Genomic DNA, 22,296 nt, shown 5'->3' on the forward strand with positions numbered 1-22,296 from the left:
ATGGCAGGATCGAGACCATGCTCAGATGGTTGACCGCAGGTGAGTCGCACGGCCAGGCCCTGGTGGGAATCCTCGAGGGCGTGCCGGCGGGGGTCGCCGTCACGACCGCCGAGATCCAGGCCGCGCTGGCCCGCCGCCGCCTCGGCCACGGCCGCGGCTCGCGCATGAAGTTCGAGCAGGACGAGGTCCGCCTGCTCGGCGGCGTCCGGCACGGCAGCACCATGGGCGGTCCGGTCGCCATCGAGATCGGCAACACCGAGTGGCCGAAGTGGCAGACCGTCATGTCGCCCGACCCGGTGCCGCGCGAGGCGCTGCTCGTCGACGCCGGCACGGGGGACGAGCGGGAGATCGCGCGCAACCGTCCGCTCACGCGACCGCGGCCGGGTCACGCCGACCTCGTCGGCATGCAGAAGTACCACCTGGACGACGCCCGGCCGGTCCTCGAGCGGGCGAGCGCCCGCGAGACCGCCACGCGCGTGGCACTGGGCACCGTCGCCGCCGCCCTGCTCGAGCAGGTCGCCGGCATCCGGCTGGTCTCGCACGTCGTGGCCATCGGCCCGGTGGCCGCGCCCGACGACGCCCCCCTGCCTGGGCCCGGCGACATCGCGGCCCTCGACGCCGACCCCGTGCGCTGCTTCGACGCCGCAACCTCCGCCGCCATGGTCGCCGAGATCGACCAGTGCCAGAAGGACGGCGACACCCTCGGCGGCGTCGTCGAGGTGCTGGCGTACGACGTACCGCCCGGGCTCGGCTCGCACGTCTCCTCCGACCGCCGCCTCGACTCCCGGCTCGCCGGCGCGATCATGGGCATCCAGGCCGTCAAGGGCGTCGAGATCGGCGACGGCTTCCGCACCGCCGCCCGGCGCGGCTCCGCCGCCCACGACGAGATCGTGCCCGACGGCGACGGCCGCCTGCGCCGTAGGACGAACCGGGCCGGCGGCACCGAGGGCGGGATGAGCAACGGCGAGGTGCTCCGGGTGCGAGCCGCCATGAAGCCCATCTCGACCGTCCCGCGGGCGCTGGCCACGGTGGACGTCACCACCGGCGAGGTGGCCCAGGCGATCCACCAGCGCTCCGACGTCTGCGCCGTGCCGCCCGCCGCCGTCGTGGCGGAGGCCATGGTCGCCCTCGTGCTCGCCCAGGCGCTGCTGGAGAAGGTCGGCGGCGACTCCGTCGTGGAGTCGGCGAGGAACCTGCGGGCGTACCTCGAGGCGATCCCGGAGCACATGCGCTGAGCCGGGCGGGCGAGCACGGCAGGCCAGCCGACGGCCGGCGGGAGGTCGCCGGGTCCGGTCGCTGGTCCGGGTCGCCCGGGCCGTCCGTGAGACACGGCCATCCAGCATGCGGGCGCGGCTGTACCGTGGCGGGGTGGTCACCGATGCGCCCGTGAGCCCCGCCGTCGTCCTCGTCGGCCCGCCCGGAGCGGGCAAGACGACGGTCGGCAGGCTCGTCGCCAAGGCGCTCGGCGTCGGCTTCCTCGACACCGACGCGGAGGTGGAGCGCGCGGCCGGGACCACCATCCCCGACCTGTTCCTCGAGCGCGGCGAGGAGCACTTCCGCGCGCTCGAGCACGAGGTCGTGACCCGTGTCCTCGGCGAGCACGCCGGCGTGGTCGCCCTCGGCGGCGGCGCCGTCATGCATCCCGGGACCCAGGAGGCACTGCGCGGCCACATGGTCGTCTTCCTCGACGTCGACGTCGCCCAGGCGCTGCCGCGCGTGGGCCTGTCCGGGGTCCGGCCGCTGCTCGTGGGAGATCCGGTCGCGAGGTTCAACGCGATCATGCGGGAGCGGCGCGCGGTGTACGAGGGCGTCGCGACCCTGGTCACGCCCACCACCGACCGCCGGCCGCAGGACGTCGCCGAGGACGTCCTGCTCGCGCTGGTCGCGCGGGGCGTCACCACTCTGGACGCGGCGGCCGTCCACGAGGTCGCCGCGGAGAACGCGCCGGCCTCGCGCATCCGGGTGACCGGGCCCGCGCCCTACGACGTCGTCGTCGGCCGCGAGCTCGACGCCGAGGTTGACGCGATGGTCGGCGAGGCCGCGACGCGCGTGCTGCTCGTGCACCCTGCGCCGCTGGCCGCCCGGGCGGAGGCGCTGGGCCGCAGCCTCGAGGCCGCCGGGCGAACGGTGGTGCGCCGCACCGTGCCCGAGGGGGAGCAGGCCAAGACGATCGAGGTCGTGACTGCGTGCTGGGAGCTCCTCGGCGAGCACCGCTTCGGGCGCGAGGACGTCGTCGTCGCGCTCGGCGGCGGGGCGACGACCGACGTCGCCGGCTTCGTCGCCGCGACCTGGCTGCGCGGCGTCCGACTGGTCAACGTGCCCACCACGCTGCTGGCGATGGTCGACGCGGCCCTGGGCGGCAAGACCGGCATCAACACGGAGGCGGGCAAGAACCTCGTCGGTGCGTTCCACCCGCCCGCCGGTGTGGTGTGCGACCTGACCGCCCTGCAGACCCTCCCCGCCGCGGACCTGCGGGCGGGCCTGGCCGAGGTCGTCAAGTGCGGGTTCATCGCCGACCCCCAGATCCTGAGGCTGGTCGCCGCGGACGGCGGCGCCGGCGCCCAGGACCCGCGGTCCGCCGTCCTGCGCGAGCTGGTGGAGCGGGCGGTCGCGGTCAAGGCCCGCGTCGTCGGCGAGGACCTCCGCGAGTCGGGGCTCCGGGAGATCCTCAACTACGGCCACACCTTCGGCCACGCCGTCGAGCGCACCGAGGGCTACCGGTGGCGCCACGGCGACGCCGTCTCGGTGGGGATGGTCTTCGCCGCCGAGCTGGCCCACGCGGCCGGGATCCTCCACGCCGACGTCGTCGCCCGCCACCGCGAGCTCCTGACGATGCTCGGCCTGCCCGTGAGCTACCCGGCCGGACGGTGGGAGGTGCTGGCCGAGGCGATGGCGCACGACAAGAAGGTGCGCGGCAACGCCCTGCGCTTCATCGTGCTGGAGGACGTCGCGCGCCCCACCGTGCTGCGGGGGCCGGACGAGGCGCACCTCGCCGAGGCCTACGCGCGGGTCAGCGACTGACGTCGCGGCGGCTGCGGGCGGCTGGCGCGTCACCCGGCGATGTCCCCGCGCGACGATACGGTGCGGCTGTGAGCATCTCCGCCGACCGCCCCGCGGTCGTCCTCGTCGGCCCGCCGGGTGCGGGCAAGAGCACCGTCGCGGCCCTGGTCGCCCAGCGTCTCGGCGCCGCGGTGACCGACACGGACGCGCTCCTCGCCGAGCGCGCCGGGCGCAGCGTTGGGGAGCTGTTCGTCGACGTCGGCGAGGAGGTCTTCCGGGACCTCGAGCAGGCGGCCGTGGCAGAGGCCTTCGCGCGCCCGGGTGTGGTCGCGCTGGGCAGCGGCGCGGTGGAGCGCGGCGCGGCGCTCCTGGCCGAGTACCGGGAGGCGGGGGGCGCCGTCGTCTTCCTGGACGTGTCCCTCGCAGCCGGCGTGCCGCGGGTGGGCCTCAACGCGCCGCGCGCGGTGAACCTGGGGAGCCCGCGCGCCCAGTTCTCCTCGATGGCGGCGCAGCGCCGGCCGCTGTACGCCGCCGCGGCGACGGCGGTGGTCGACACCTCCGAGCTGACGCCGGACGAGGTGGCCGACGCCGTCCTGAGCCAGCTCCCGGACCGGGGGTGACGCCTTGATCAGGCGGTATCAAGGCCATGGCCTGGATTCCCGGTTATCAAGGCTATAGGCTTTAGTCATGTTCGTCCTCACCGCGGACCAGAACGCGAGCACCCGGCACGGCGACAGGGTCGACGACCTGCTCGGGGCGCTCGGGGCGTGGAGCGCCGACCACACCGATCCCGCGCACATCGCCCTGCCGCTCGAGCGGACCGTGGGCGACGAGGTGCAGACCGTGCTGAGCACGCCCGAGGCGGCGGTCCAGCTGGCGCTGCACCTGATGCGCCTGCAGGAGTGGAGCGTCGGCATCGGCGCGGGGCCGGTCAACGAGCCGCTGGGGGAGTCCTCCCGGGCGAGCTCCGGCCCGGCGTTCGTGCACGCGCGCAACGCCGTCGAGCGCGCCCGCGGGAAGGGCGTGCCCTCGCCCGTCGTCGTCGCCGGGGAAGATACCGAGGCGGCCACGCGCGCCACGGCGCTCCTGCAGCTGCTCGCCGCCGTCGTGCGCAGGCGGTCGGCGGCGGGGTGGGAGGTCGCCGACCTCCTGGAGGCCGGCGGCACGCAGAAGGACGCTGCCGCCCGGCTCGGCGTGACCGAGCAGGCCGTGAGCCAGCGGGTGCGCGCGGCGATGCTCGAGGAGGAGCGCGCGGTGCGGCCGCTCGCCGCCGAGCTCATCGGCCGCGCGGCGGGGGAGGGCTCGTGAGGTTGGACACGGCTACGGCCGCTGGGGCCGGCGTCGTCCTCGCGGTGCTGGTGGTGTCGGCGGTGGCCGGCAGGTTCCTCGTGGGAGCCGTCCTGCGCCGCGTGGAGCCCGGCCCCGCCGCCAACGGCGTGCTGCGCGGCGGCGCCTGGATCGGCATGCTGGAGCGGCTGGCCATCACCGGGTCGGTCATCACCGGCTTCCCGGAGGCCGTCGCCGTCGTCCTGGCGATCAAGGGTCTCGGCCGCTACCCGGAGCTGCGCGAGGCGCACCCGGACAAGCGCAGCCCGGCCGCCGAGCGGTTCATCATCGGCACGATGGCGAGCTACATCTGGGCGGGCCTCTGGGGCGTCCTCGGCGTGCTGCTGGTCGGCGCGGTATCCTGACGGGCGCTCCGGCCCGCCGGCACCGCCCGCCGGGCCGCCTCCCTATCCGTGAAGGACGGCTCAACAAGTGGCTTCGACCAACGACCTGAAGAACGGCATGGTGCTCAACATCGACGGGCAGCTCTGGTCCGTCGTGGAGTTCCAGCACGTCAAGCCCGGCAAGGGCCCGGCCTTCGTGCGGACGAAGCTGAAGAACGTCCTCTCGGGCAAGACGATCGACCGCACCTTCAACGCGGGCGTCAAGGTCGAGACGGCCACGGTGGACCGCCGCGACATGCAGTACCTGTACAAGGACGGCACCGACTTCGTCTTCATGGACTCCTCCACCTACGAGCAGCTGCCGATCCCGGCCGAGACCGTGGGCGACGCCGCCAACTTCCTCCTGGAGAACCAGGACGCCATCGTCGCCATGCACGACGGGCAGGTGCTCTTCGTGGAGCTCCCCGCCTCGGTGGTCCTGGAGATCACCTACACCGAGCCCGGCCTGCAGGGGGACCGCTCGTCGGCCGGCACCAAGCCCGCGACGGTGGAGACCGGGTACGAGATCCAGGTCCCGCTGTTCCTCGAGATGGGCACCAAGATCAAGGTGGACACCCGCACCGGCGAGTACCTCGGCCGGGCCTGATCTTCCGGGGCGGCCCCGGCCACCACGCGAAGGCCGCTCCGGCCGGCACTCCCAGGGCGGCCCCGGCCGTCACCCACGGCGGCCCGGCCATCACTCCGAGTGCGGCCCCGGCCGTCACCCCACGGCGGCCCTGGCCGTCACCCCACGGCGGCCCCGGCCGTCACCCCACGGCGGCCCCGGCCGCCGCTCCCACGGCGAGGCCGCAGCACCATCGCGGCGGCCCTGTCCCACGACCCGCGGCGCACGCCGCTCACGCAGTGAAGGAAGGACCGCGGTGTCCGCACGCAGCAAGGCCCGTCGGCGGGCGCTGGACGTCCTCTTCGAGGCCGACCAGAAGGGCCGGGACGCGCGCGCGGAGGACCTGCTCGCGCTGCTCGCCGAGCGCGAGCAGGTGACCGTCGCCCAGGGGCCGTTCCCGGCGTACGCCGGCCAGATCGTCCGTGGGGTGGCCGAGCACCGCTGCCGCATCGACGAGCTGCTCAGCACCTACTCGCAGGGCTGGAGCCTCGAGCGGATGCCGGTCGTGGACCGGTGCATCCTGCGCCTGGGCACGTGGGAGCTGCTCTACAACGACGAGGTCCCCGACGCCGTCGCGGTGGACGAGGCGGTGGAGCTTGCCGCCGAGCTCTCGACGGACGAGTCCCCGGGCTTCGTCAACGGGCTGCTGGGCCGCCTGCTGGAGCTGAAGCCCACGCTGCTCGCCTGAGGCGACAGTGGCTCACCCACGACCGCCGCGGCCCAGCGCGCGGCGGTCCGGCCGTTCTCGGGAGCGTCGTCCGGGCGGCCCCGCGTGAGCCGCGCCACACCGCGTCTCAGGTGGGGGACCGGCCCCGGCCGGCCGTCCGCGCCGCGGTAACATCACCGTCGTCAGACATCCTTTAAGGCCCGTCCCGTGAGGCGGGGAAGGAGGTCCCCAGTGGCCACCATGCCCAAGAGCCCAGGCGCCCCCCGCCAGGTGCTCTCCGACTCCGACATCTCGCGCTCCCTCACCCGGATCGCGCACGAGATCCTCGAGCGCAACCACGGCAGCGACGACGTCGTCCTCGTCGGGATCCCCACGCGGGGAGTGCCGCTCGCCGAGCGCATCGCCGAGCGCATCGCCGCGACGGAGGAGAGCGAGTCCATCCCGGTCTCCGCGCTCGACGTCACCATGTACCGCGACGACCTGCGCGGCCAGCCCACCCGGACCCTCGCGCGCACCACGGTGCCGCCGGGCGGGGTCGACGGCAAGGTCGTCGTCCTCGTCGACGACGTGCTGTACTCCGGCCGCACCATCCGCGCCGCCCTCGACGCCCTGGGCGACCTCGGCCGGCCCCGCAGCGTCCAGCTCGCCGTGCTCGTGGACCGCGGCCACCGGGAGCTGCCGATCCGCGCCGACTTCGTGGGCAAGAACCTGCCCACCTCACGCACCGAGCGGGTGCATGTCCGGCTGGCGGAGGTCGACGGCGTGGACGCCGTCACCATCGCCGGCGGGGAGGTGGCCCCATGAGGCACCTGCTCTCCGCCCGGGACCTCGACCACGCCGCCGCGGTGCACGTGCTAGACACCGCCGAGGCCATGGCCGCCACCCAGGCCCGCACCCTCAAGAAGCTGCCGACCCTGCGCGGGCGGACCGTGGTGAACCTCTTCTTCGAGGACTCCACCCGCACGCGCATCTCCTTCGAGGCGGCGGCCAAGCGGCTCAGCGCCGACGTCATCAACTTCTCCGCCAAGGGCTCGAGCGTGTCCAAGGGCGAGTCGCTCAAGGACACGGCGCAGACCCTGCAGGCCATGGGCGTGGACGGCGTGGTCATCCGCCACCAGGCCTCCGGCGCCCCGTACCGGCTGGCGCACTCCGGCTGGATCGACGTGCCCGTCCTCAACGCCGGCGACGGCACCCACCAGCACCCCACCCAGGCCCTCCTGGACGCCTTCACCCTGCGCCGCCACCTGCACGCCGCCGGCGCGGCCGGCAGCGTCCCGGCGCCCGAGGGTTCCGACCTGGGCGGCGCCAGCGTGGTGATCGTCGGCGACGTCCTGCACTCCCGCGTGGCCCGCTCGAACGTCGAGCTGCTCACCACCCTCGGCGCCCGGGTCACCCTCGTCGCGCCGCCCACCCTGCTGCCGGTGGGCATGGAGGCCTGGCCCTGCACCGTGCGCCACGACCTCGACGAGGCGATCGCGGTGGACCGGCCGGACGCGATCATGATGCTGCGCGTCCAGCGTGAGCGGATGTCCTTCGCGGGCGGCGGGTTCTTCCCCTCGCCGCCGGAGTACCACCGCCGCTACGGCCTCGACGGCGCCCGCCTCCGCGCGCTGCCGGAGCACGCCATCGTCATGCACCCCGGCCCGATGAACCGCGGGCTGGAGATCAGCGCCGAGGCGGCGGACTCGCCGCGCTCCACCATCGTCGAGCAGGTCGCCAACGGCGTCAGCGTCCGCATGGCGGTGCTCTACCTGCTGCTCGCCGGCGACCAGAACGAAGGGACGGGCCTGTGACCGACTACCTGATCCGGGGGGCCCGCCCGCTCGGCGGCGACCCGGCCGACCTGTTCCTCGCCGGCGGCACCATCGCCGCCGTCGGCCCCGACGCCGCGCGGCCGGCGGCCGAGGCGGGCGACGTCGTCGAGGTCGACGCCGACGGGCTGGTGGCCCTGCCCGGCCTGGTGGACCTCCACACCCACCTGCGCGAGCCGGGCCGGGAGGACACCGAGACGGTCTTCACCGGCACCCGCGCCGCCGCCCTCGGCGGCTTCACCGCGGTGCACGCCATGGCCAACACCTCCCCGGTGGCGGACACCGCCGGCGTCGTGGAGCAGGTCTGGAACCTCGGCCGGCAGGCCGGCTGGGTGGACGTGCACCCCGTCGGTGCCGTCTCCGTGGGCCTGCGGGGCGAGGTGCTCGCCGAGCTCGGCGCCATGGCCGACTCCGCCGCGCGCGTCCGCGTGTTCTCCGACGACGGCAGGTGCGTCGCAGACCCGGTGCTCATGCGCCGCGCCCTGGAGTACGTCAAGGGCCTCGACGGTGTCATCGCCCAGCACGCCCAGGAGCCCCGCCTCACCGAGGACGCCCAGATGCACGAGGGCGCCGTCTCCGCCGACCTCGGCCTGACCGGCTGGCCCGCCGTCGCCGAGGAGTCGATCATCGCCCGCGACGTCCTGCTCGCCGAGCACGTCGGCGCGCGGCTGCACGTGTGCCACCTGTCCACCGCGGGCTCGGTGGACATCTTGCGGTGGGCCAAGGCCCGCGGCATCCAGGTGACGGCGGAGGTCACGCCGCACCACCTCATCCTCACCGACGAGAAGGCGCGGAGCTACGACCCGCTGTACAAGGTCAATCCGCCGCTGCGCACCGCCGAGGACGTCGAGGCCGTGCGCGCGGGCCTCGCGGACGGCACCATCGACATCGTGGCCACCGACCACGCCCCGCACGCCGCCGAGGACAAGGACTGCGAGTGGGCCGCCGGTGCCTTCGGCATGACCGGCCTGGAGACGGCCCTGCCCGTCGTCCAGGAGGTCATGGTCGAGACGGGCCGCATGACCTGGGCCGACGTCGCCCGGGTCATGTCGGTGAACCCGGCCCGGATCGGCCGCGTGGGGGACCACGGCCGCCCGCTCGCCGTCGGCGAGCCCGCCAGCCTCACGCTGGTCGACCCGGCCGCGCGCCGGGTCGTGGACCCGGCCGCGCAGGCCACGAAGTCCCGCAACAGCCCCTTCGCCGGGATGTCCCTTCCCGGCCAGGTCATGGCGACGTTCCTGCGGGGACGCGCCACCGTGCTCGACGGCGCCCCCGTGGCGCGAGAGGAGGTCGGCGCATGAGCGCGCCCGCCACGTCCCAAGCGATCTCGACCGGCGGCCCACGACGCGCCGTGCGCGAGCCGGCGCTGCTGGTGCTGGAGGACGGCTACGTGCTGCGCGGCGGCGCCTACGGCGCCACCGGCCGCACCGTCGGCGAGATAGTCTTCTCCACCGGCATGACCGGCTACCAGGAGACCCTCACCGACCCCTCGTACCACCGGCAGATCGTGGTCATGACGGCCCCGCACATCGGCAACACCGGCGTGAACGAGGAGGACCCGGAGTCCTCCCGCATCTGGGTCGCCGGCTACGTCGTGCGGGACCCCGCGCCGCGCGCGTCGAGCTGGCGCGCGACGGCGGAGCTCGAGGACACCCTCGCGGCCAAGGGCGTCGTCGGGATCTGCGACGTGGACACCCGGGCGCTGACCCGGCACCTGCGCGAGCGCGGCGTCATGCGCGGCGGCATCTTCTCCGGCCAGGCGCTGCCCGCCGGGGCGGACCACCTGACCGACCAGGCCCTCGAGGTCCTGCTGGACGTCGTCCGCGAGTCCCCGCAGATGAAGGGCGCGGACCTGGCCCGGGAGGTCTCCACCTCCGAGGCGTACGTCGTCGAGCCCACCGGCGACTTCGCCGGCAAGGAGCCGGTGGCCACCGTCGTCGCGGTCGACCTGGGCATCAAGTCCCGCACCCCCCAGCAGCTCGCCGCCCGCGGCGTGCGCGTGCACGTGGTCCCGCAGTCGGTCAGCCTCGCCGAGGTCCTCGCCTACGAGCCCGACGGGGTGTTCTTCTCCAACGGCCCCGGCGACCCCGGCGCCGCCGGCCACGAGGTGGACCTGCTGCGCGGCGTGCTCGACGCCCAGCTGCCGTTCTTCGGCATCTGCTTCGGCAACCAGCTGCTCGGCCGGGCGCTGGGCTACGGCACCTACAAGCTCGAGTACGGCCACCGCGGCGTGAACCAGCCGGTGCTCGACCGCACCACCGGGCGGGTGGAGATCACCGCCCACAACCACGGCTTCGCCGTCGACGCACCCGTGGCCGAGGTGTCCACCGCGCCGTTCGACGGCGGCCGGTACGGCCGCGTGGAGGTCTCCCACGTGGACCTCAACGACAACGTCGTGGAGGGCCTGCGCGCGCTGGACATCCCGGCGTTCTCGGTGCAGTACCACCCCGAGGCCGCGGCCGGCCCGCACGACGCCGAGCACCTCTTCGACCGGTTCGTGCGGATGATGCACGAGCAGCGCCGCGGGAGACCGGCCGCAGCCGGGACGACGCCCGCCTCCGGCGAGCCGGCCACCGCCACAACCACCACCGACGACGAGAGCGAGACCCACTGATGCCCCGGCGCACCGACATCTCCAGCGTCCTGGTCATCGGCTCCGGGCCGATCGTCATCGGCCAGGCCGCCGAGTTCGACTACTCCGGCACCCAGGCGTGCCGCGTGCTGCGCGAGGAGGGGCTGCGGGTCATCCTCGTCAACTCCAACCCGGCCACGATCATGACCGACCCGGAGCTGGCCGACGCCACCTACGTCGAGCCCATCACGCCCGAGGTCGTCGCCACGATCATCGCCAAGGAGCGCCCCGACGCGCTGCTGCCCACCCTGGGCGGGCAGACCGCGCTCAACACGGCGCTGGCGCTGCACGAGAACGGCGTGCTCGAGGAGTACGGCGTCGAGCTCATCGGCGCCTCCATCGACGCGATCAACGCCGCGGAGGACCGCCAGGCGTTCAAGGACGTCGTCGAGCGGTGCGGCGCCTCCTCGGCGCGCTCGGCCATCGCGCACAGTCTCGAGGAGTGTCACGCCATCGCCGCCGAGCTCGGCTTCCCGCTCGTCGTGCGCCCCTCGTTCACCATGGGCGGGCTCGGCTCGGGCATGGCTTACGACGCCGCGGACCTCGACCGCATCGCCGGCGCCGGCCTGCACTACTCGCCCACCACCGAGGTGCTCCTGGAGGAGTCCATCCTGGGGTGGAAGGAGTTCGAGCTCGAGCTCATGCGCGACAAGGCGGACAACGTCGTCGTCGTGTGCTCCATCGAGAACGTCGACCCCGTCGGGGTGCACACCGGCGACTCCATCACGGTCGCCCCTGCGCTGACGCTGACCGACCGCGAGTTCCAGAAGCTCCGCGACGTCGGCATCGCGATCATCCGCGAGGTCGGCGTGGACACCGGCGGCTGCAACGTGCAGTTCGCCGTGGAGCCCACCACCGGGCGCGTCGTCGTCATCGAGATGAACCCCCGCGTGTCGCGCTCCTCGGCGCTGGCGTCGAAGGCCACCGGCTTCCCGATCGCCAAGATCGCCGCGCGCCTCGCGGTGGGCTACACCCTCGACGAGATCCCCAACGACATCACGGGCTCCACGCCGGCCTCCTTCGAGCCGACGCTGGACTACGTCGTCGTGAAGGTGCCGCGGTTCGCGTTCGAGAAGTTCCCGGCGGCCGACCCCACCCTGACCACCACCATGAAGTCGGTGGGCGAGGCGATGGCACTGGGCCGGAACTTCACCGAGGCGCTGCAGAAGGCGATGCGCTCGATCGACAAGACCGGCAGCGTCTTCCACTGGGACGGCCCGGTTCCCGACGCCGAGCAGGTCGCCGCGCTGCTGGAGTCGGTCCGCACGCCCACCGAGACCCGGCTGGTCGACGTCCAGCAGGCGCTGCGCGGCGGCGCGACGGTCGAGCAGCTGTACGAGGCGACCCGGATCGACCCGTGGTTCCTCGACCAGCTCGTCCTCATCGAGGACGTCGCCGCCGAGGTGCGCGGCGCCGGGGCGCTCGGCGAGGGCGTGCTGCGCCTGGCCAAGCGCCACGGCTTCTCCGACGCCCAGATCGGCCGGCTGCGGGACCTCAGCGAGGAGGCCGTGCGCGAGGTGCGGCACGCCTACGGCCTGCGCCCGGTGTACAAGACCGTCGACACCTGCGCGGCCGAGTTCGCCGCGCTCACCCCGTACCACTACTCCGCCTACGACAGCGAGACCGAGGTGCGCCCGCGCGAGCGGGAGGCCGTCATCATCCTCGGCTCCGGGCCGAACCGCATCGGCCAGGGCATCGAGTTCGACTACTCCTGCGTCCACGCAACGCTGGCGCTGGGGGAGCGGTACGAGACGGTGATGGTCAACTGCAACCCGGAGACCGTCTCGACCGACTACGACATCTCCGACCGCCTCTACTTCGAGCCGCTCACCTTCGAGGACGTCCTCGAGGTCTACCAGGCGGAGGCGGCCGCGGGTCCGGTGGCGGGCGTGATCGTCCAGCTCGGCGGGCAGACCCCGCTGTCGCTGGCCCAGCGGCTGGCCGACGCCGGGGTGCCGATCCTGGGCACCTCGCCGGAGTCCATCGACCTGGCCGAGGACCGCGGCGCGTTCGGCGAGGTGCTCGCGCGTGCCGGCCTGCCGGCCCCGGCGTTCGGCACCGCGACGACGGCGGAGCAGGCCTACGAGGTCGCGGAGCGGATCGGCTTCCCCGTCCTGGTGCGGCCCAGCTACGTGCTCGGCGGTCGCGGGATGGAGATCGTCTACGACGCGCCCGGGCTGCGCGACTACGTCTCGCGCTCCTCGCTCGGCGGGCGCGCCGCGTCCACCGACGCCTCGCGGCGCCCGGCGCCGCTGCTCATCGACCGGTTCCTCGACGACGCCATCGAGATCGACGTCGACGCGCTGTACGACGGCGACGAGCTGTTCCTCGGCGGCGTGATGGAGCACATCGAGGAGGCCGGCATCCACTCGGGCGACTCCGCCTGCGTGCTGCCCCCGGCGACGTTGTCGGAGTCCGAGATCGCCCGCATCCGCCGCTCCGCCGAGGCCATCGCGGCCGGGGTGGGGGTGCGCGGCCTCATCAACATCCAGTTCGCGCTGGTCTCCGACGTCCTGTACGTCATCGAGGCGAACCCGCGAGCGTCCCGCACCGTGCCGTTCGTCGCCAAGGCGACGGGGGTGCCGCTGGCCAAGGCGGCGGCGCTGATCATGGCGGGGGAGACCGTCGCGTCCCTGCGCGAGGCGGGCATGCTGCCTCGCCGGGACGCGGCCGTGCTCGACCTCCACGCCCCGCTGGCGGTGAAGGAGGCGGTGCTGCCGTTCAAGCGGTTCGCGACGGCGGACGGCTCGATCGTGGACACCATCCTCGGCCCGGAGATGCGCTCGACCGGTGAGGTCATGGGCCTGGACGAGACCTTCCCGCTGGCCTTCGCCAAGTCGCAGTCCGCGGCCTACGGCGGACTGCCGACGTCCGGGCGGGTGTTCGTCTCCGTCGCCGACCGGGACAAGCGCTCGATCGTCTTCCCGGTCACCCGGCTGGTCGAGCTCGGCTTCGAGATCCTCGCCACTGAGGGCACCGCGGCGGTGCTGCAGCGCCACGGCGTGCACGCCTCGGTGGTGCGCAAGGCGTCCCAGCGGCGGGGGCCGGGCGGGGAGCCGACGATCATCGACCTCATCAACGACGGCAGCGTCGACATGATCGTCAACACGCCCAACGGGCAGGGCGCGCGGGCGGACGGCTACGAGATCCGCACCGCGACCACGGCGGCGGACAAGCCGATCATCACCACGGTGCAGCAGTTCGGCGCGGCGGTGCAGGCCATCGAGGCGCTCGGCGTCGGGGCGTTCAGGGTGCGCAGCCTGCAGGAGCACGACGCCGACCGCATCCAGCGGCGCGCCGCGGCACCCGCGGCCGCGGCGGTGCCCGCCGGGGTGGGGGCGGGGGCCGGGGCATGAATGTGCCCGCCGGCTCTGCCGGCGGCGTGCCGGGCTCGGCCGGCGGCGTGCCGGGCTCGGCCGGCGGCGTGCCGGGCTCGGCCGGCGGCGTGCCGGGCTCGGCCGGCGGGGCGCCGGGCTCTGCCGGCACGCCCGACGCCCCCGGCCGCCCCGGGTTCGGGATCCGGCTCGCGCGCGCGATGGCCCACCTCGGCCCGCTCTGCGTGGGCATCGACCCCCACCCCGGCCTGCTCGAGCGGTGGGGGCTGGCGGACGACGTGCAGGGGCTGCGCACGTTCGCCCTCACCGTCGTCGAGGCCCTCGGCGGGCATGTCGCGGCCCTGAAGCCGCAGTCGGCGTTCTTCGAGCGTCACGGCTCCCGCGGCGTCGCGGTGCTCGAGGAGGTGCTCGCCCTCTCGCACGACGCCGGCACGCTGACCGTGCTCGACATCAAGCGCGGGGACATCGGCTCGACGATGGCGGGTTACGCGGACGCCTACCTCCGGGACGGCGCCCCCCTGGCCGCGGACGCCGTCACGCTCTCGCCCTACCTCGGCTTCGGGTCGCTGCGGCCCGCGCTCGACCTCGCCGAGGAGACCGGCCGCGGCGTGTTCGTCCTCGCGCTCACGTCCAACCCGGAGGGCGCGGCGGTCCAGCAGGCCCGCGGCGCGGGAGGCTCGGTGGCCGGCCAGATGGTCGCCGGTGCGCGCGGGGAGAACGCGCGCATCCTCGGCAACGGTGAGGACCGGCTCGGCCCGGTCGGCCTCGTGGTCGGTGCCACCATCGGCGACGCCGTGGACGAGCTGGGGCTCGACCTGGCCGCCGTCCGCGGGCCCCTGCTCGCACCGGGCGTCGGGGCGCAGGGCGCGGGCGCGGCCGAGCTCGAGCGGGTGTTCGGACCGGCCCGTTCCCAGGTGCTCGCCAGCACCTCGCGGGCGGTGCTCGCCGCCGGGCCGGACGCCGGGGCTTTGCGGAACGCCGCCCAGGCCGCCGCCGATCAGGTGCGCGCAGCCCTGGCGCCCTGATGGCCGGCGCCGCAGCCCCGGAGACGTCGCTCGTCGTCGACGTCGCGGCCGAGCTGCGGTTCCACCTGCCGCCGCACCGGCGCCGCGCCGTCCTGGCGGTTCCCGCGGACGAACGGACCACGCTGGGGCACCTGGTGCAGGCGCTCGGGGTGCCCCTCACCGAGGTCGGGTCGCTCGTGCTCGACGGCGCGGAGCGGCCGCCGTCGGCGCGCGCGGTCGGCCGGCGCCTGGGGGTCGGCCCGCTGCCGCGCCCGCAGCGAGCACCGCACGACCCTCCCCGCTTCGTCCTCGACGTCCACCTGGGCTCGCTCGCCCGGCGGCTGCGGCTGCTGGGGCTCGACGCCGCCTACCGCAGCGACGCGCCCGACGACGATCTCGCCAGCCAGGCGCTGGCCGAGGGTCGGGTGCTCCTCACGCGCGACCGCGAGCTGCTCCGGCGCCGCGCGCTCAGCACCGAGCCGCGCCACGGGGCGTTCGTGCGCGGCACCGCCGTGGAGGAGCAGATGACCGACGTGCTAGAGCGCTTCGCCCCCAGGATCGCGCCCTGGACGCGGTGCCTCGCCTGCGGCGGCCAGCTGGCGGCGGCGAGCAAGGCAGCCGTGGCCGCGCAGCTGATGGCGGGCACGCTGCGCACGTACGACAGCTTTTCGAGGTGCTCGATGTGCGGGCGGGCGTTCTGGCGTGGCGCCCACAGTTCTGGCCTGGAGGCGGCGGTGGCGCGCGCCGAGGCGATCCTCCGGCGTGGCCCGGGCGGCGGCTGAGCGCCCGCGTGGCGCGGGCGGCGCCTGAGCGCCCGCGTGGCGCGGGCGGCGGCTGAGCGCCCGCGTGGCGCGGGCGGCGCCGGAGGGCGTCCTGGGGAGAGCGTCGAGCGCGGCGCGGGCGGCGCCGGAGGGCGCCCTGAGGAGAGCGTCGAGCGCGGCGGCACAGGGGGTTGGTTCCACCCCATGGCGGGGCCTCTCCCGGTACCTTGGTGCTCCGTACCGTCCATCGCACCACCGGTGTTCGCGACCAGACGAGGTGACCGACGTGGCCCTGCCGCCGTTGACCCCCGAGCAACGAGCTGCCGCTCTGGCGAAGGCCGCCGCCGCGCGCGCCACGCGGGCGGAGGTGAAGAACAAGCTCAAGTACTCGCAGGTGTCGTTGTCGGAGGTACTGGAGCGGGCTCGCACCGACGAGGCGCTGAGCAAGCTCAAGGTGGTCTCGCTGCTCGAGTCGCTCCCGGGCGTGGGCAAGGCCACGGCGCGGTCCCTGATGGCCGAGATCGGGATCTCGGAGGCCCGGCGTGTGCGAGGGCTCGGCCCGCACCAGACCGCCTCGCTGGTGGAGCGCTTCGGCTGAGTCCGTCGGCGCCCGCGCTGCCGCACGCGCAGCCTGCCGGCCCGGACAGCAGGACGCCGAGCAGGCGGATTCCGCGGCCAGCAGAGCGCGGCGCCGCCGCGAGCGATGCACCGGTCCCAGCCCGTCCCGGCTCGCCCCCCGAACTGCTGGCAGGATGGCTCGCATGACCGAGCCCGCTCCCTCCCGCACGTCCGCCGCCACCTCACCCGCGCGCCTCACGGTGCTCTCCGGGCCCACGGCGGTCGGGAAGGGCACGATCATGGCCGAGATGCGCCGTCGCCACCCGGACCTGTGGATCTCCGTCTCGGCCACCACGCGACCGCCCCGGCCCGGTGAGGTCGACGGTGTCCACTATCACTTCATCTCGCCCGAGCGCTTCGACGAGCTGGTAGCCGGCGGCAAGATGCTGGAGTGGGCCGTGGTGCACGGCCGCAACCGTTACGGGACGCCGCGGGAGCCCGTGGAGCGCCAGCTCGCCGCCGGGCGCCCGGTCTTCCTGGAGCTGGACCTGCAGGGCGCCCGCCAGGTGCGGCAGGTGATGCCGGAGGCACGGTTCGTCTTCCTGGCCCCGCCGTCGTGGGCGGAGCTCGTGCACCGACTGGTCGGACGCGGCACCGAGGGGCCGGAGGAGCGGGAACGGCGGCTGGCCACGGCCCGGCAGGAGCTCGCCGCCGTCGAGGAGTTCGACCACGTCGTCGTCAACGACGACGTGGCGCGCGCCACGGACGAGGTCCTCTCGCTCATGGGCTTCGATCCGCAGTAGGATAGAGAGTTGTATGCGCGCCGGGCCCAGGCACGGCGACGCGCCGCGAACCGCCGAGCCGTTAGAAGGTCACGCATGTACGGAACCGTCGCCGCCCCCGAGGGCATCACCGACCCGCCCATCGACGAGCTGCTCGAGAAGGTCGACTCCAAGTACGCCCTGGTGATCTACGCCGCCAAGCGCGCCCGTCAGATCAACACGTACAACGCCCAGCTCCAGGAGGGTCTCCTGGAGTTCGTCGGCCCGCTCGTCCCGGCCGCGCAGGAGGACAAGCCTCTGTCCATCGCCATGCGTGAGATCAACGAGGGCATGCTCACCCTCACGCGGATCGAGGACTAGCCTCGTCCGCATGACGAGCACTTCTGGCTCACGCGCCGCCACGTCCCCGACCGGGACTGGCGGCGCGTTGCGCGTGGTCCTCGGGGTCACCGGCGGCATCGCCGCCTACAAGGCCGCCTACGTCGTTCGCCTCCTGAAGGAGGCCGGGCACCGCGTGCGCGTGGTCCCCACCGAATCGGCGCTGCAGATGGTCGGGCGCGCGACGTGGGAGGCCCTGTCCGGCGAGCCCGTCCGCACCGGGGTCTTCGACGACGCCCAGCACGTCGACCACGTGGCGCTCGGCCGCAGCGCGGACCTCGTCATCGTCGCGCCGGCCACCGCCAACGTGCTCGCCCGGGCGGCGGCCGGCGTCGCCGACGACCTGCTCACCACCACCCTGCTCACCGTGACGTGCCCGGTGCTGCTCGCGCCGGCCATGCACTCCGAGATGTGGCACCACCCGGCCACCCGCGCCAACGTCGCCACCCTCCGTAGCCGCGGCGTCCACGTGCTCGACCCCGACTCCGGGCGCCTCACCGGCGCAGACAGCGGTCCCGGACGCCTGCCCGAGCCCGAGGCCATCGTCGAGGCGGCCCTCGCCCTGGTGGCGCCGGCTGCCGGCACGACGACGGCGCACGCCTCGACGGCGGACCTCGCGGACGCCGCTGGCGCGGCTGCCACCCCCGCCTCGACGGCGCACTTCGCGGACGCCGCTGGCGCGGCCGCCACCCCCGCCTCGACGGCGCACTTCGCGGACGCCGCTGACGCGGCCGCCACCCCCGCCTCGACGGCGCGCTTCGCGGACGCCGCTGACGCGGCCGCCACCCCCGCCTCGACGGCGGACCTCGCGGGGCGCGCGGTCGTCGTCTCCGCCGGCGGCACCCGTGAGCCGCTCGACCCCGTGCGCTTCCTCGGTAACCGGTCCAGCGGACGGCAGGGGATCGCCCTGGCGCTGGCCGCCGCCAGGCGCGGCGCCCGGGTGACGCTCGTCGCCGCCAACGTCGAGTCCTCGCTGCTCCCGGACGAGCCGGGCATCGCCGTCGCGCAGGTCGAGACCACCGCCGAGCTCCGCGACGCCGTGCGCGCCGCCGCTGTCGAGGCCGACGTCGTCGTCATGGCGGCCGCTGTGGCCGACTTCCGCCCGGCGGACACCGCGGGGCACAAGATCAAGAAGGTCGAGGGTGCAGCGCCCCCGCCCATCACCCTGGTGCAGAACCCCGATATCCTCGCCGAGCTGGCCGCCGAGCGGCTGCGCCCGGGCCAGGTCGTCGTCGGGTTCGCCGCCGAGACGGGCGACGACGAGGGCGACGTGCTCGCCCACGGGCGGGAGAAGGCACGGCGCAAGGGCGCCGACCTGCTGGCGGTCAACCAGGTCGGGGCCACGGTCGGGTTCGGCGACGTGCCCAACGAGGTGACCCTCCTCGACGCGGCCGGCGAGGTCGTCGGCCGGGGGAGCGGCACCAAGGCTGACGTGGCCGAGGCCATATTGGACGGCGTGATCTCGCGGCTACGGGCGGCCACTACGATCGTCCGGTGAGTAATTCCGCGCCGCGTCAGTTCACGTCCGAGTCCGTGACCGAGGGGCACCCGGACAAGGTCTGCGACCGGATCTCGGACACGATCCTCGACGCGATCCTCGAGCAGGACCCGGCGGCGCGGGTGGCGGTGGAGACGGTGGTGACGACCGGGCTGGTGCACGTGGTCGGCGAGGTCACCACCGAGGCGTACGTGGAGATCCCCCAGATCGTGCGCGACGAGGTGACCAGGATCGGGTACACCTCCTCCGACATCGGCTTCGACGGGCGCTCGTGCGGGGTGTCGGTCTCCATCGGCCAGCAGTCCCCGGACATTTCCGCCGGGGTCAGCAAGTCCCTGGAGGGCCGCGACGATGCCGGCGCGCACGACCAGCTGGACATGCAGGGGGCCGGCGACCAGGGCCTGATGTTCGGCTACGCGTGCGACGACACCGCGCAGCTGATGCCGCTGCCGATCTATCTCGCGCACCGGCTGGCGGAGCGGCTGGCGAAGGTCCGCAAGGAGGGCCTGGTCATGGGGCTGCGCCCGGACGGCAAGACGCAGGTGACCATCGGTTACGAGGGCGACACCGCCGTGTCGCTGGACACCGTGGTGGTCTCGACGCAGCACGACGCGTGGGTGCGCCAAGACCTGTTGCGCGCGCAGGTGGCGGAGGACGTCGTGGCGCCGGTGCTGGAGGCCGCGGGGCTGGACCTGCGGACGGGCGACTTCGACCTGCTGGTCAACCCCACGGGCAAGTTCGTCGTGGGTGGGCCCATGGGCGATGCGGGGCTGACCGGCCGGAAGATCATCGTGGACACCTACGGCGGGATGTCGCGGCACGGCGGTGGCGCGTTCTCGGGGAAGGACCCGTCGAAGGTGGACCGATCGGGCGCGTACGCGATGCGCTGGGTGGCGAAGAATGTCGTGGCCGCCGGGCTGGCGCGGCGCTGCGAGGTGCAGGTGGCCTACGCGATCGGCAGGGCCCACCCGGTGGGGCTGTACGTGGAGACCTTCGGCACCGAGACGGTGCCGGTGGAGTCGATCGTGGCCGCCATCAGGGAGGTCTTCGACCTGCGCCCCGCGGCGATCATCCGCGACCTGGACCTGCTGCGCCCGATCTACCGGCACACCGCTGCCTACGGGCACTTCGGCCGCGAGCTGCCGGAGTTCACCTGGGAGCGCACCGACCGCGTCGCCGACCTCCAGGCCGCGATCGCCTGACGAAGACCCCAGGTCGGCACCCACTCGTGGCGCGGACGGGGATCTTGACACGACGCCGCCGGGTGGCTGTGCACCCGGCGGTTCTGGCGTCCCTGCGGAGACAGCGGCTTTTCGTGTCCCCGAAGTCGTGATGGCATCGGCCTTCCTGAAGCCGCGTCGGCCCCGTGCGGCGGGGGCTCCCCTGTGGACATCGGGGGCCTTCGCTCTCTGAAGTGTCGGCTCTCAGGGTACGTTGCTTCGCTCGCACACACGCGTACGAGCAGGCGGCGAGCACGTGGTGCTCGCCGCCTGCCCGTGGTGGCGTGGATCCGCCGGCGGCGGTTGTCGGGCAGCCCGCGGAGCGCGGCGGCCGTCGTTCGGTCTGGCTAGAAGGGGGGTGGGTCGTCGGGCGGGTCGCGGTCGGGCGGGGTGTCTGCTGGCGGGTCACGGTCGGGCGGAGTTGGCGGGGGTGGGGCGCCCGGTGGGGTGGGCGGTGGTGAGGTGTAGGTGTGGCCGGTGGGGGCGGTCCAGCGGATGTGGCCGCGGGGGTCGCGCACGGCGGTCCAGTACTTGGTGGTCTTGAGGTTGTGGTGGCGCCGGCACAGGGCCTGCAGCCGGGTGGTCGTGGTCTGGGCGAGGCGCTCGGCCAGGGCGGGGTCGTAGGCGCTGATGTGGTCCAGGTCGGCCTTCCAGGCCGGTTGGCGGCAGCCGGGGAAGGTGCAGACCACGTCGCGGGCGATGACCTGGCGGGTCAGGTTCGCCCCGGGCCGGTAGCCCTTGGTGCCCGGGGCGGCGAAGTGGCCGGCGGCGTCGGTGAACAGCCCGCGCCAGGTGGCGTCGGCGGCGATGGCGCGGGCGAGGTCGGCGGGGATGGGCCCGTAGCCGCCGAGCTCGGCGACGCCCTCGTCCAGGCCGAGCAGGGTGGTGGCGGCGATGGTGACCTGGATGTGCGGCTTGGTGCCGTGGAAGGTGGGCAGCTCCGCGCCGGTGAGGTCCACGCCGCGGGCCAGGGTGGTGGTGACCAGGTCGGTCAGGGCGTCGGCGCGGCGCTGGTCCAGGGTGCGCGGGTCGGCCGGGCCCTTGGCGGCGGCGGCCAGGGCGTCGAGCAGGACCCGGGTGGCCTCGGCGTGGTCGGCACGGACCAGGGCCACGACCCAGGCCATGGCGTCCCCGGCGGGGGTGATGCTCACGTGCCGGTCGGCGAAGGCCTTCGCCCGCCGCTTCGCCCCGGCGGCGGGCCCGCCGGTGGTCAGCGCGGCCCTGCGCAGCCGGGCCCGCAGCTGCGGGCCGGTCAGGTCCTCCACCACCTCCACCACCGGCCCCAGGCCTCCGGCCCCGGACTCGGCGCCGGTGCCCGCCTCGCCGTTCGCCGCGCCCTCAGCACCGTCGGGCGTGCCGCCGGCCGCGGTGCTGGCGTGCGTGGTGGCGTCGGAGGTGGGGGTGAGCAGGTCGGCCAGGACGCGGCGCTGCTCGGGCACGCTGAGCCCGGCCTCGGTGGCGGCGAGGACCTCGGCCTTGCGCTTGTCGATCCGCCCGGCCGTGAGGGCGTCGGCGACCTCGGGATAGAGGTCCAGGGCCGAGGCGAAGCCGAGCTTGGCCTCGGCGCCGTGGTGGGTGATGCCCAGGCGGGCGGCGATCTCCGCGGCCGCGCTGGCCGCGCCGGCGGTGGACGGCCCGCGCCGGTCGGTCAGCTCCAGCACCGCCCGGGCCTGCTGCGAGGCCGCCCAGGACGCCAGCCGCTCCCACCCGGCGATCGCCTCGACCACCGTCGCGTCATCGGCGTCCGCCAGGGCCAACCCGGCCAGGGCCCGGGCCAGCGGCCAGCCCGGCGCCCGGTGCTCCAGCGCCACCGCCCGCGCCGAGGAGATCCCGTACCGCGAGACCAGCCGCGGGGCGTACTCCACCACCACCCGCCCCGCTCCATCCGCGAGGCCCGGCGCGTCAGCGCCGGAAGCAACGTGGGCGTCGTTGGCCCGGGCACGCTGCGAGAAGGCACCGTCCTCCCGCGCACCGGCCTCGACAGCCGCGACGGCAGCGCCGTCCGCAGCCCGGTCCTGCGAGGGCAGAGCTCCCGTCCACGGCGGGGCGGACTCGGGGCCCTGGCGGTCGCGGGCGGCCAGCGCCGCTGCCGGACCGGCGGCGGTGCGCCACGGGAAGTCATACGCCAGGTCGATCGCCGCGGCCGCCGCGGGCGTGCGGGACAGCGCCCGCTCAAGCACCGAGACGGCGCCCACCGCGCCGTCCTCGCCGCCCGGCGGAAGCCCCGCCACGTCCTCCTCGACCATGACAAGACGCTATAAGCGGCCACTGACATCGCCGGGGCGTTCGTGACGTGCAGCACCGAAAGGCCGTGCC

20 protein-coding genes are annotated in these 22,296 nt (G+C 74.6%); 19 read left to right on the top strand and 1 reads right to left on the bottom strand.

Annotated elements, in window-relative coordinates:
- Positions 1 to 17 precede the first annotated feature (17 nt).
- From aroC to metK, 19 genes are all read left to right on the top strand, one after another.
- Positions 18 to 1,235, top strand: a complete 1,218-nt coding sequence (aroC, locus tag ACF0H8_RS11920) for a chorismate synthase (protein WP_395289125.1) — start codon at positions 18 to 20, stop codon at positions 1,233 to 1,235.
- 106 nt (positions 1,236 to 1,341) lie between these two features.
- On the top strand, positions 1,342 to 3,021 hold the full coding sequence (aroB, locus tag ACF0H8_RS11925; RefSeq protein WP_395289126.1) for a 3-dehydroquinate synthase: 1,680 nt from the start codon (positions 1,342 to 1,344) through the stop codon (positions 3,019 to 3,021).
- 68 nt (positions 3,022 to 3,089) lie between these two features.
- Positions 3,090 to 3,620, top strand: a complete 531-nt coding sequence (locus ACF0H8_RS11930; RefSeq protein WP_395289127.1) for a shikimate kinase — start codon at positions 3,090 to 3,092, stop codon at positions 3,618 to 3,620.
- A 67-nt stretch (positions 3,621 to 3,687) separates the two neighbouring features.
- Positions 3,688 to 4,308 carry a hypothetical protein gene (locus ACF0H8_RS11935; RefSeq protein ID WP_395289128.1) on the top strand — a complete coding sequence of 207 codons (621 nt, stop codon included), beginning with the start codon at positions 3,688 to 3,690 and terminating at the stop codon, positions 4,306 to 4,308.
- Positions 4,305 to 4,691 carry a hypothetical protein gene (locus tag ACF0H8_RS11940; RefSeq protein WP_395289129.1) on the top strand — a complete coding sequence of 129 codons (387 nt, stop codon included), beginning with the start codon at positions 4,305 to 4,307 and terminating at the stop codon, positions 4,689 to 4,691. Before ACF0H8_RS11935 ends, ACF0H8_RS11940 begins: the two co-directional genes overlap by 4 nt.
- Positions 4,692 to 4,758: 67 nt before the next feature.
- Positions 4,759 to 5,316: an elongation factor P gene (gene efp, locus ACF0H8_RS11945; RefSeq protein ID WP_395289130.1), complete on the top strand. Its 558-nt coding sequence runs from the start codon at positions 4,759 to 4,761 to the stop codon at positions 5,314 to 5,316.
- Between the two features lie 274 nt (positions 5,317 to 5,590).
- Positions 5,591 to 6,022 (top strand): transcription antitermination factor NusB, encoded by a 432-nt coding sequence (gene nusB, locus ACF0H8_RS11950; protein WP_395289131.1) that lies wholly within the window; start codon positions 5,591 to 5,593, stop codon positions 6,020 to 6,022.
- 219 nt (positions 6,023 to 6,241) lie between these two features.
- Positions 6,242 to 6,805, top strand: coding sequence for a bifunctional pyr operon transcriptional regulator/uracil phosphoribosyltransferase PyrR (pyrR, locus tag ACF0H8_RS11955; RefSeq protein WP_395290878.1), 564 nt, complete (start codon positions 6,242 to 6,244; stop codon positions 6,803 to 6,805).
- Entirely contained in the window at positions 6,802 to 7,794 is a 993-nt protein-coding gene (locus ACF0H8_RS11960; RefSeq protein WP_395289132.1) for an aspartate carbamoyltransferase catalytic subunit, read from the top strand. The genes pyrR and ACF0H8_RS11960 overlap by 4 nt, the downstream gene beginning before the upstream one ends.
- Positions 7,791 to 9,113 carry a dihydroorotase gene (locus ACF0H8_RS11965; protein WP_395289133.1) on the top strand — a complete coding sequence of 441 codons (1,323 nt, stop codon included), beginning with the start codon at positions 7,791 to 7,793 and terminating at the stop codon, positions 9,111 to 9,113. Before ACF0H8_RS11960 ends, ACF0H8_RS11965 begins: the two co-directional genes overlap by 4 nt.
- A complete protein-coding gene (carA, locus tag ACF0H8_RS11970; RefSeq protein WP_395289134.1) occupies positions 9,110 to 10,426 on the top strand; it encodes a glutamine-hydrolyzing carbamoyl-phosphate synthase small subunit in 1,317 nt (438 codons plus the stop codon). Before ACF0H8_RS11965 ends, carA begins: the two co-directional genes overlap by 4 nt.
- On the top strand, positions 10,426 to 13,800 hold the full coding sequence (carB, locus tag ACF0H8_RS11975; RefSeq protein ID WP_395289135.1) for a carbamoyl-phosphate synthase large subunit: 3,375 nt from the start codon (positions 10,426 to 10,428) through the stop codon (positions 13,798 to 13,800). Before carA ends, carB begins: the two co-directional genes overlap by 1 nt.
- The gene (gene pyrF / locus ACF0H8_RS11980; protein ID WP_395289136.1) at positions 13,797 to 14,804 is read left to right on the top strand and encodes an orotidine-5'-phosphate decarboxylase; all 1,008 of its coding nucleotides are present in this window, start codon (positions 13,797 to 13,799) and stop codon (positions 14,802 to 14,804) included. Before carB ends, pyrF begins: the two co-directional genes overlap by 4 nt.
- Positions 14,804 to 15,565: a Mut7-C RNAse domain-containing protein gene (locus ACF0H8_RS11985; protein ID WP_395289137.1), complete on the top strand. Its 762-nt coding sequence runs from the start codon at positions 14,804 to 14,806 to the stop codon at positions 15,563 to 15,565. The genes pyrF and ACF0H8_RS11985 overlap by 1 nt, the downstream gene beginning before the upstream one ends.
- A gap of 265 nt (positions 15,566 to 15,830) precedes the next feature.
- Positions 15,831 to 16,142, top strand: a complete 312-nt coding sequence (gene mihF / locus ACF0H8_RS11990; protein WP_395290879.1) for an integration host factor, actinobacterial type — start codon at positions 15,831 to 15,833, stop codon at positions 16,140 to 16,142.
- Positions 16,143 to 16,305: 163 nt separating this feature from the next.
- Positions 16,306 to 16,905 carry a guanylate kinase gene (gene gmk / locus ACF0H8_RS11995; RefSeq protein ID WP_395289138.1) on the top strand — a complete coding sequence of 200 codons (600 nt, stop codon included), beginning with the start codon at positions 16,306 to 16,308 and terminating at the stop codon, positions 16,903 to 16,905.
- A gap of 75 nt (positions 16,906 to 16,980) precedes the next feature.
- Positions 16,981 to 17,244: a DNA-directed RNA polymerase subunit omega gene (rpoZ, locus tag ACF0H8_RS12000; protein WP_395289139.1), complete on the top strand. Its 264-nt coding sequence runs from the start codon at positions 16,981 to 16,983 to the stop codon at positions 17,242 to 17,244.
- A gap of 10 nt (positions 17,245 to 17,254) precedes the next feature.
- On the top strand, positions 17,255 to 18,760 hold the full coding sequence (locus ACF0H8_RS12005; protein WP_395289140.1) for a bifunctional phosphopantothenoylcysteine decarboxylase/phosphopantothenate synthase: 1,506 nt from the start codon (positions 17,255 to 17,257) through the stop codon (positions 18,758 to 18,760).
- Positions 18,757 to 19,962: a methionine adenosyltransferase gene (gene metK / locus ACF0H8_RS12010; RefSeq protein WP_395289141.1), complete on the top strand. Its 1,206-nt coding sequence runs from the start codon at positions 18,757 to 18,759 to the stop codon at positions 19,960 to 19,962. Before ACF0H8_RS12005 ends, metK begins: the two co-directional genes overlap by 4 nt.
- Before the next feature lie 365 nt (positions 19,963 to 20,327).
- Here metK and ACF0H8_RS12015 read toward each other — a convergent pair whose 3' ends face one another.
- Positions 20,328 to 22,226: a DUF222 domain-containing protein gene (locus ACF0H8_RS12015; protein ID WP_395289142.1), complete on the bottom strand. Its 1,899-nt coding sequence runs from the start codon at positions 22,224 to 22,226 to the stop codon at positions 20,328 to 20,330.
- Positions 22,227 to 22,296 lie beyond the last annotated feature (70 nt).

Source organism: Georgenia sp. AZ-5 (assembly GCF_043952095.1).
Lineage (GTDB): Bacteria > Actinomycetota > Actinomycetes > Actinomycetales > Actinomycetaceae > Georgenia.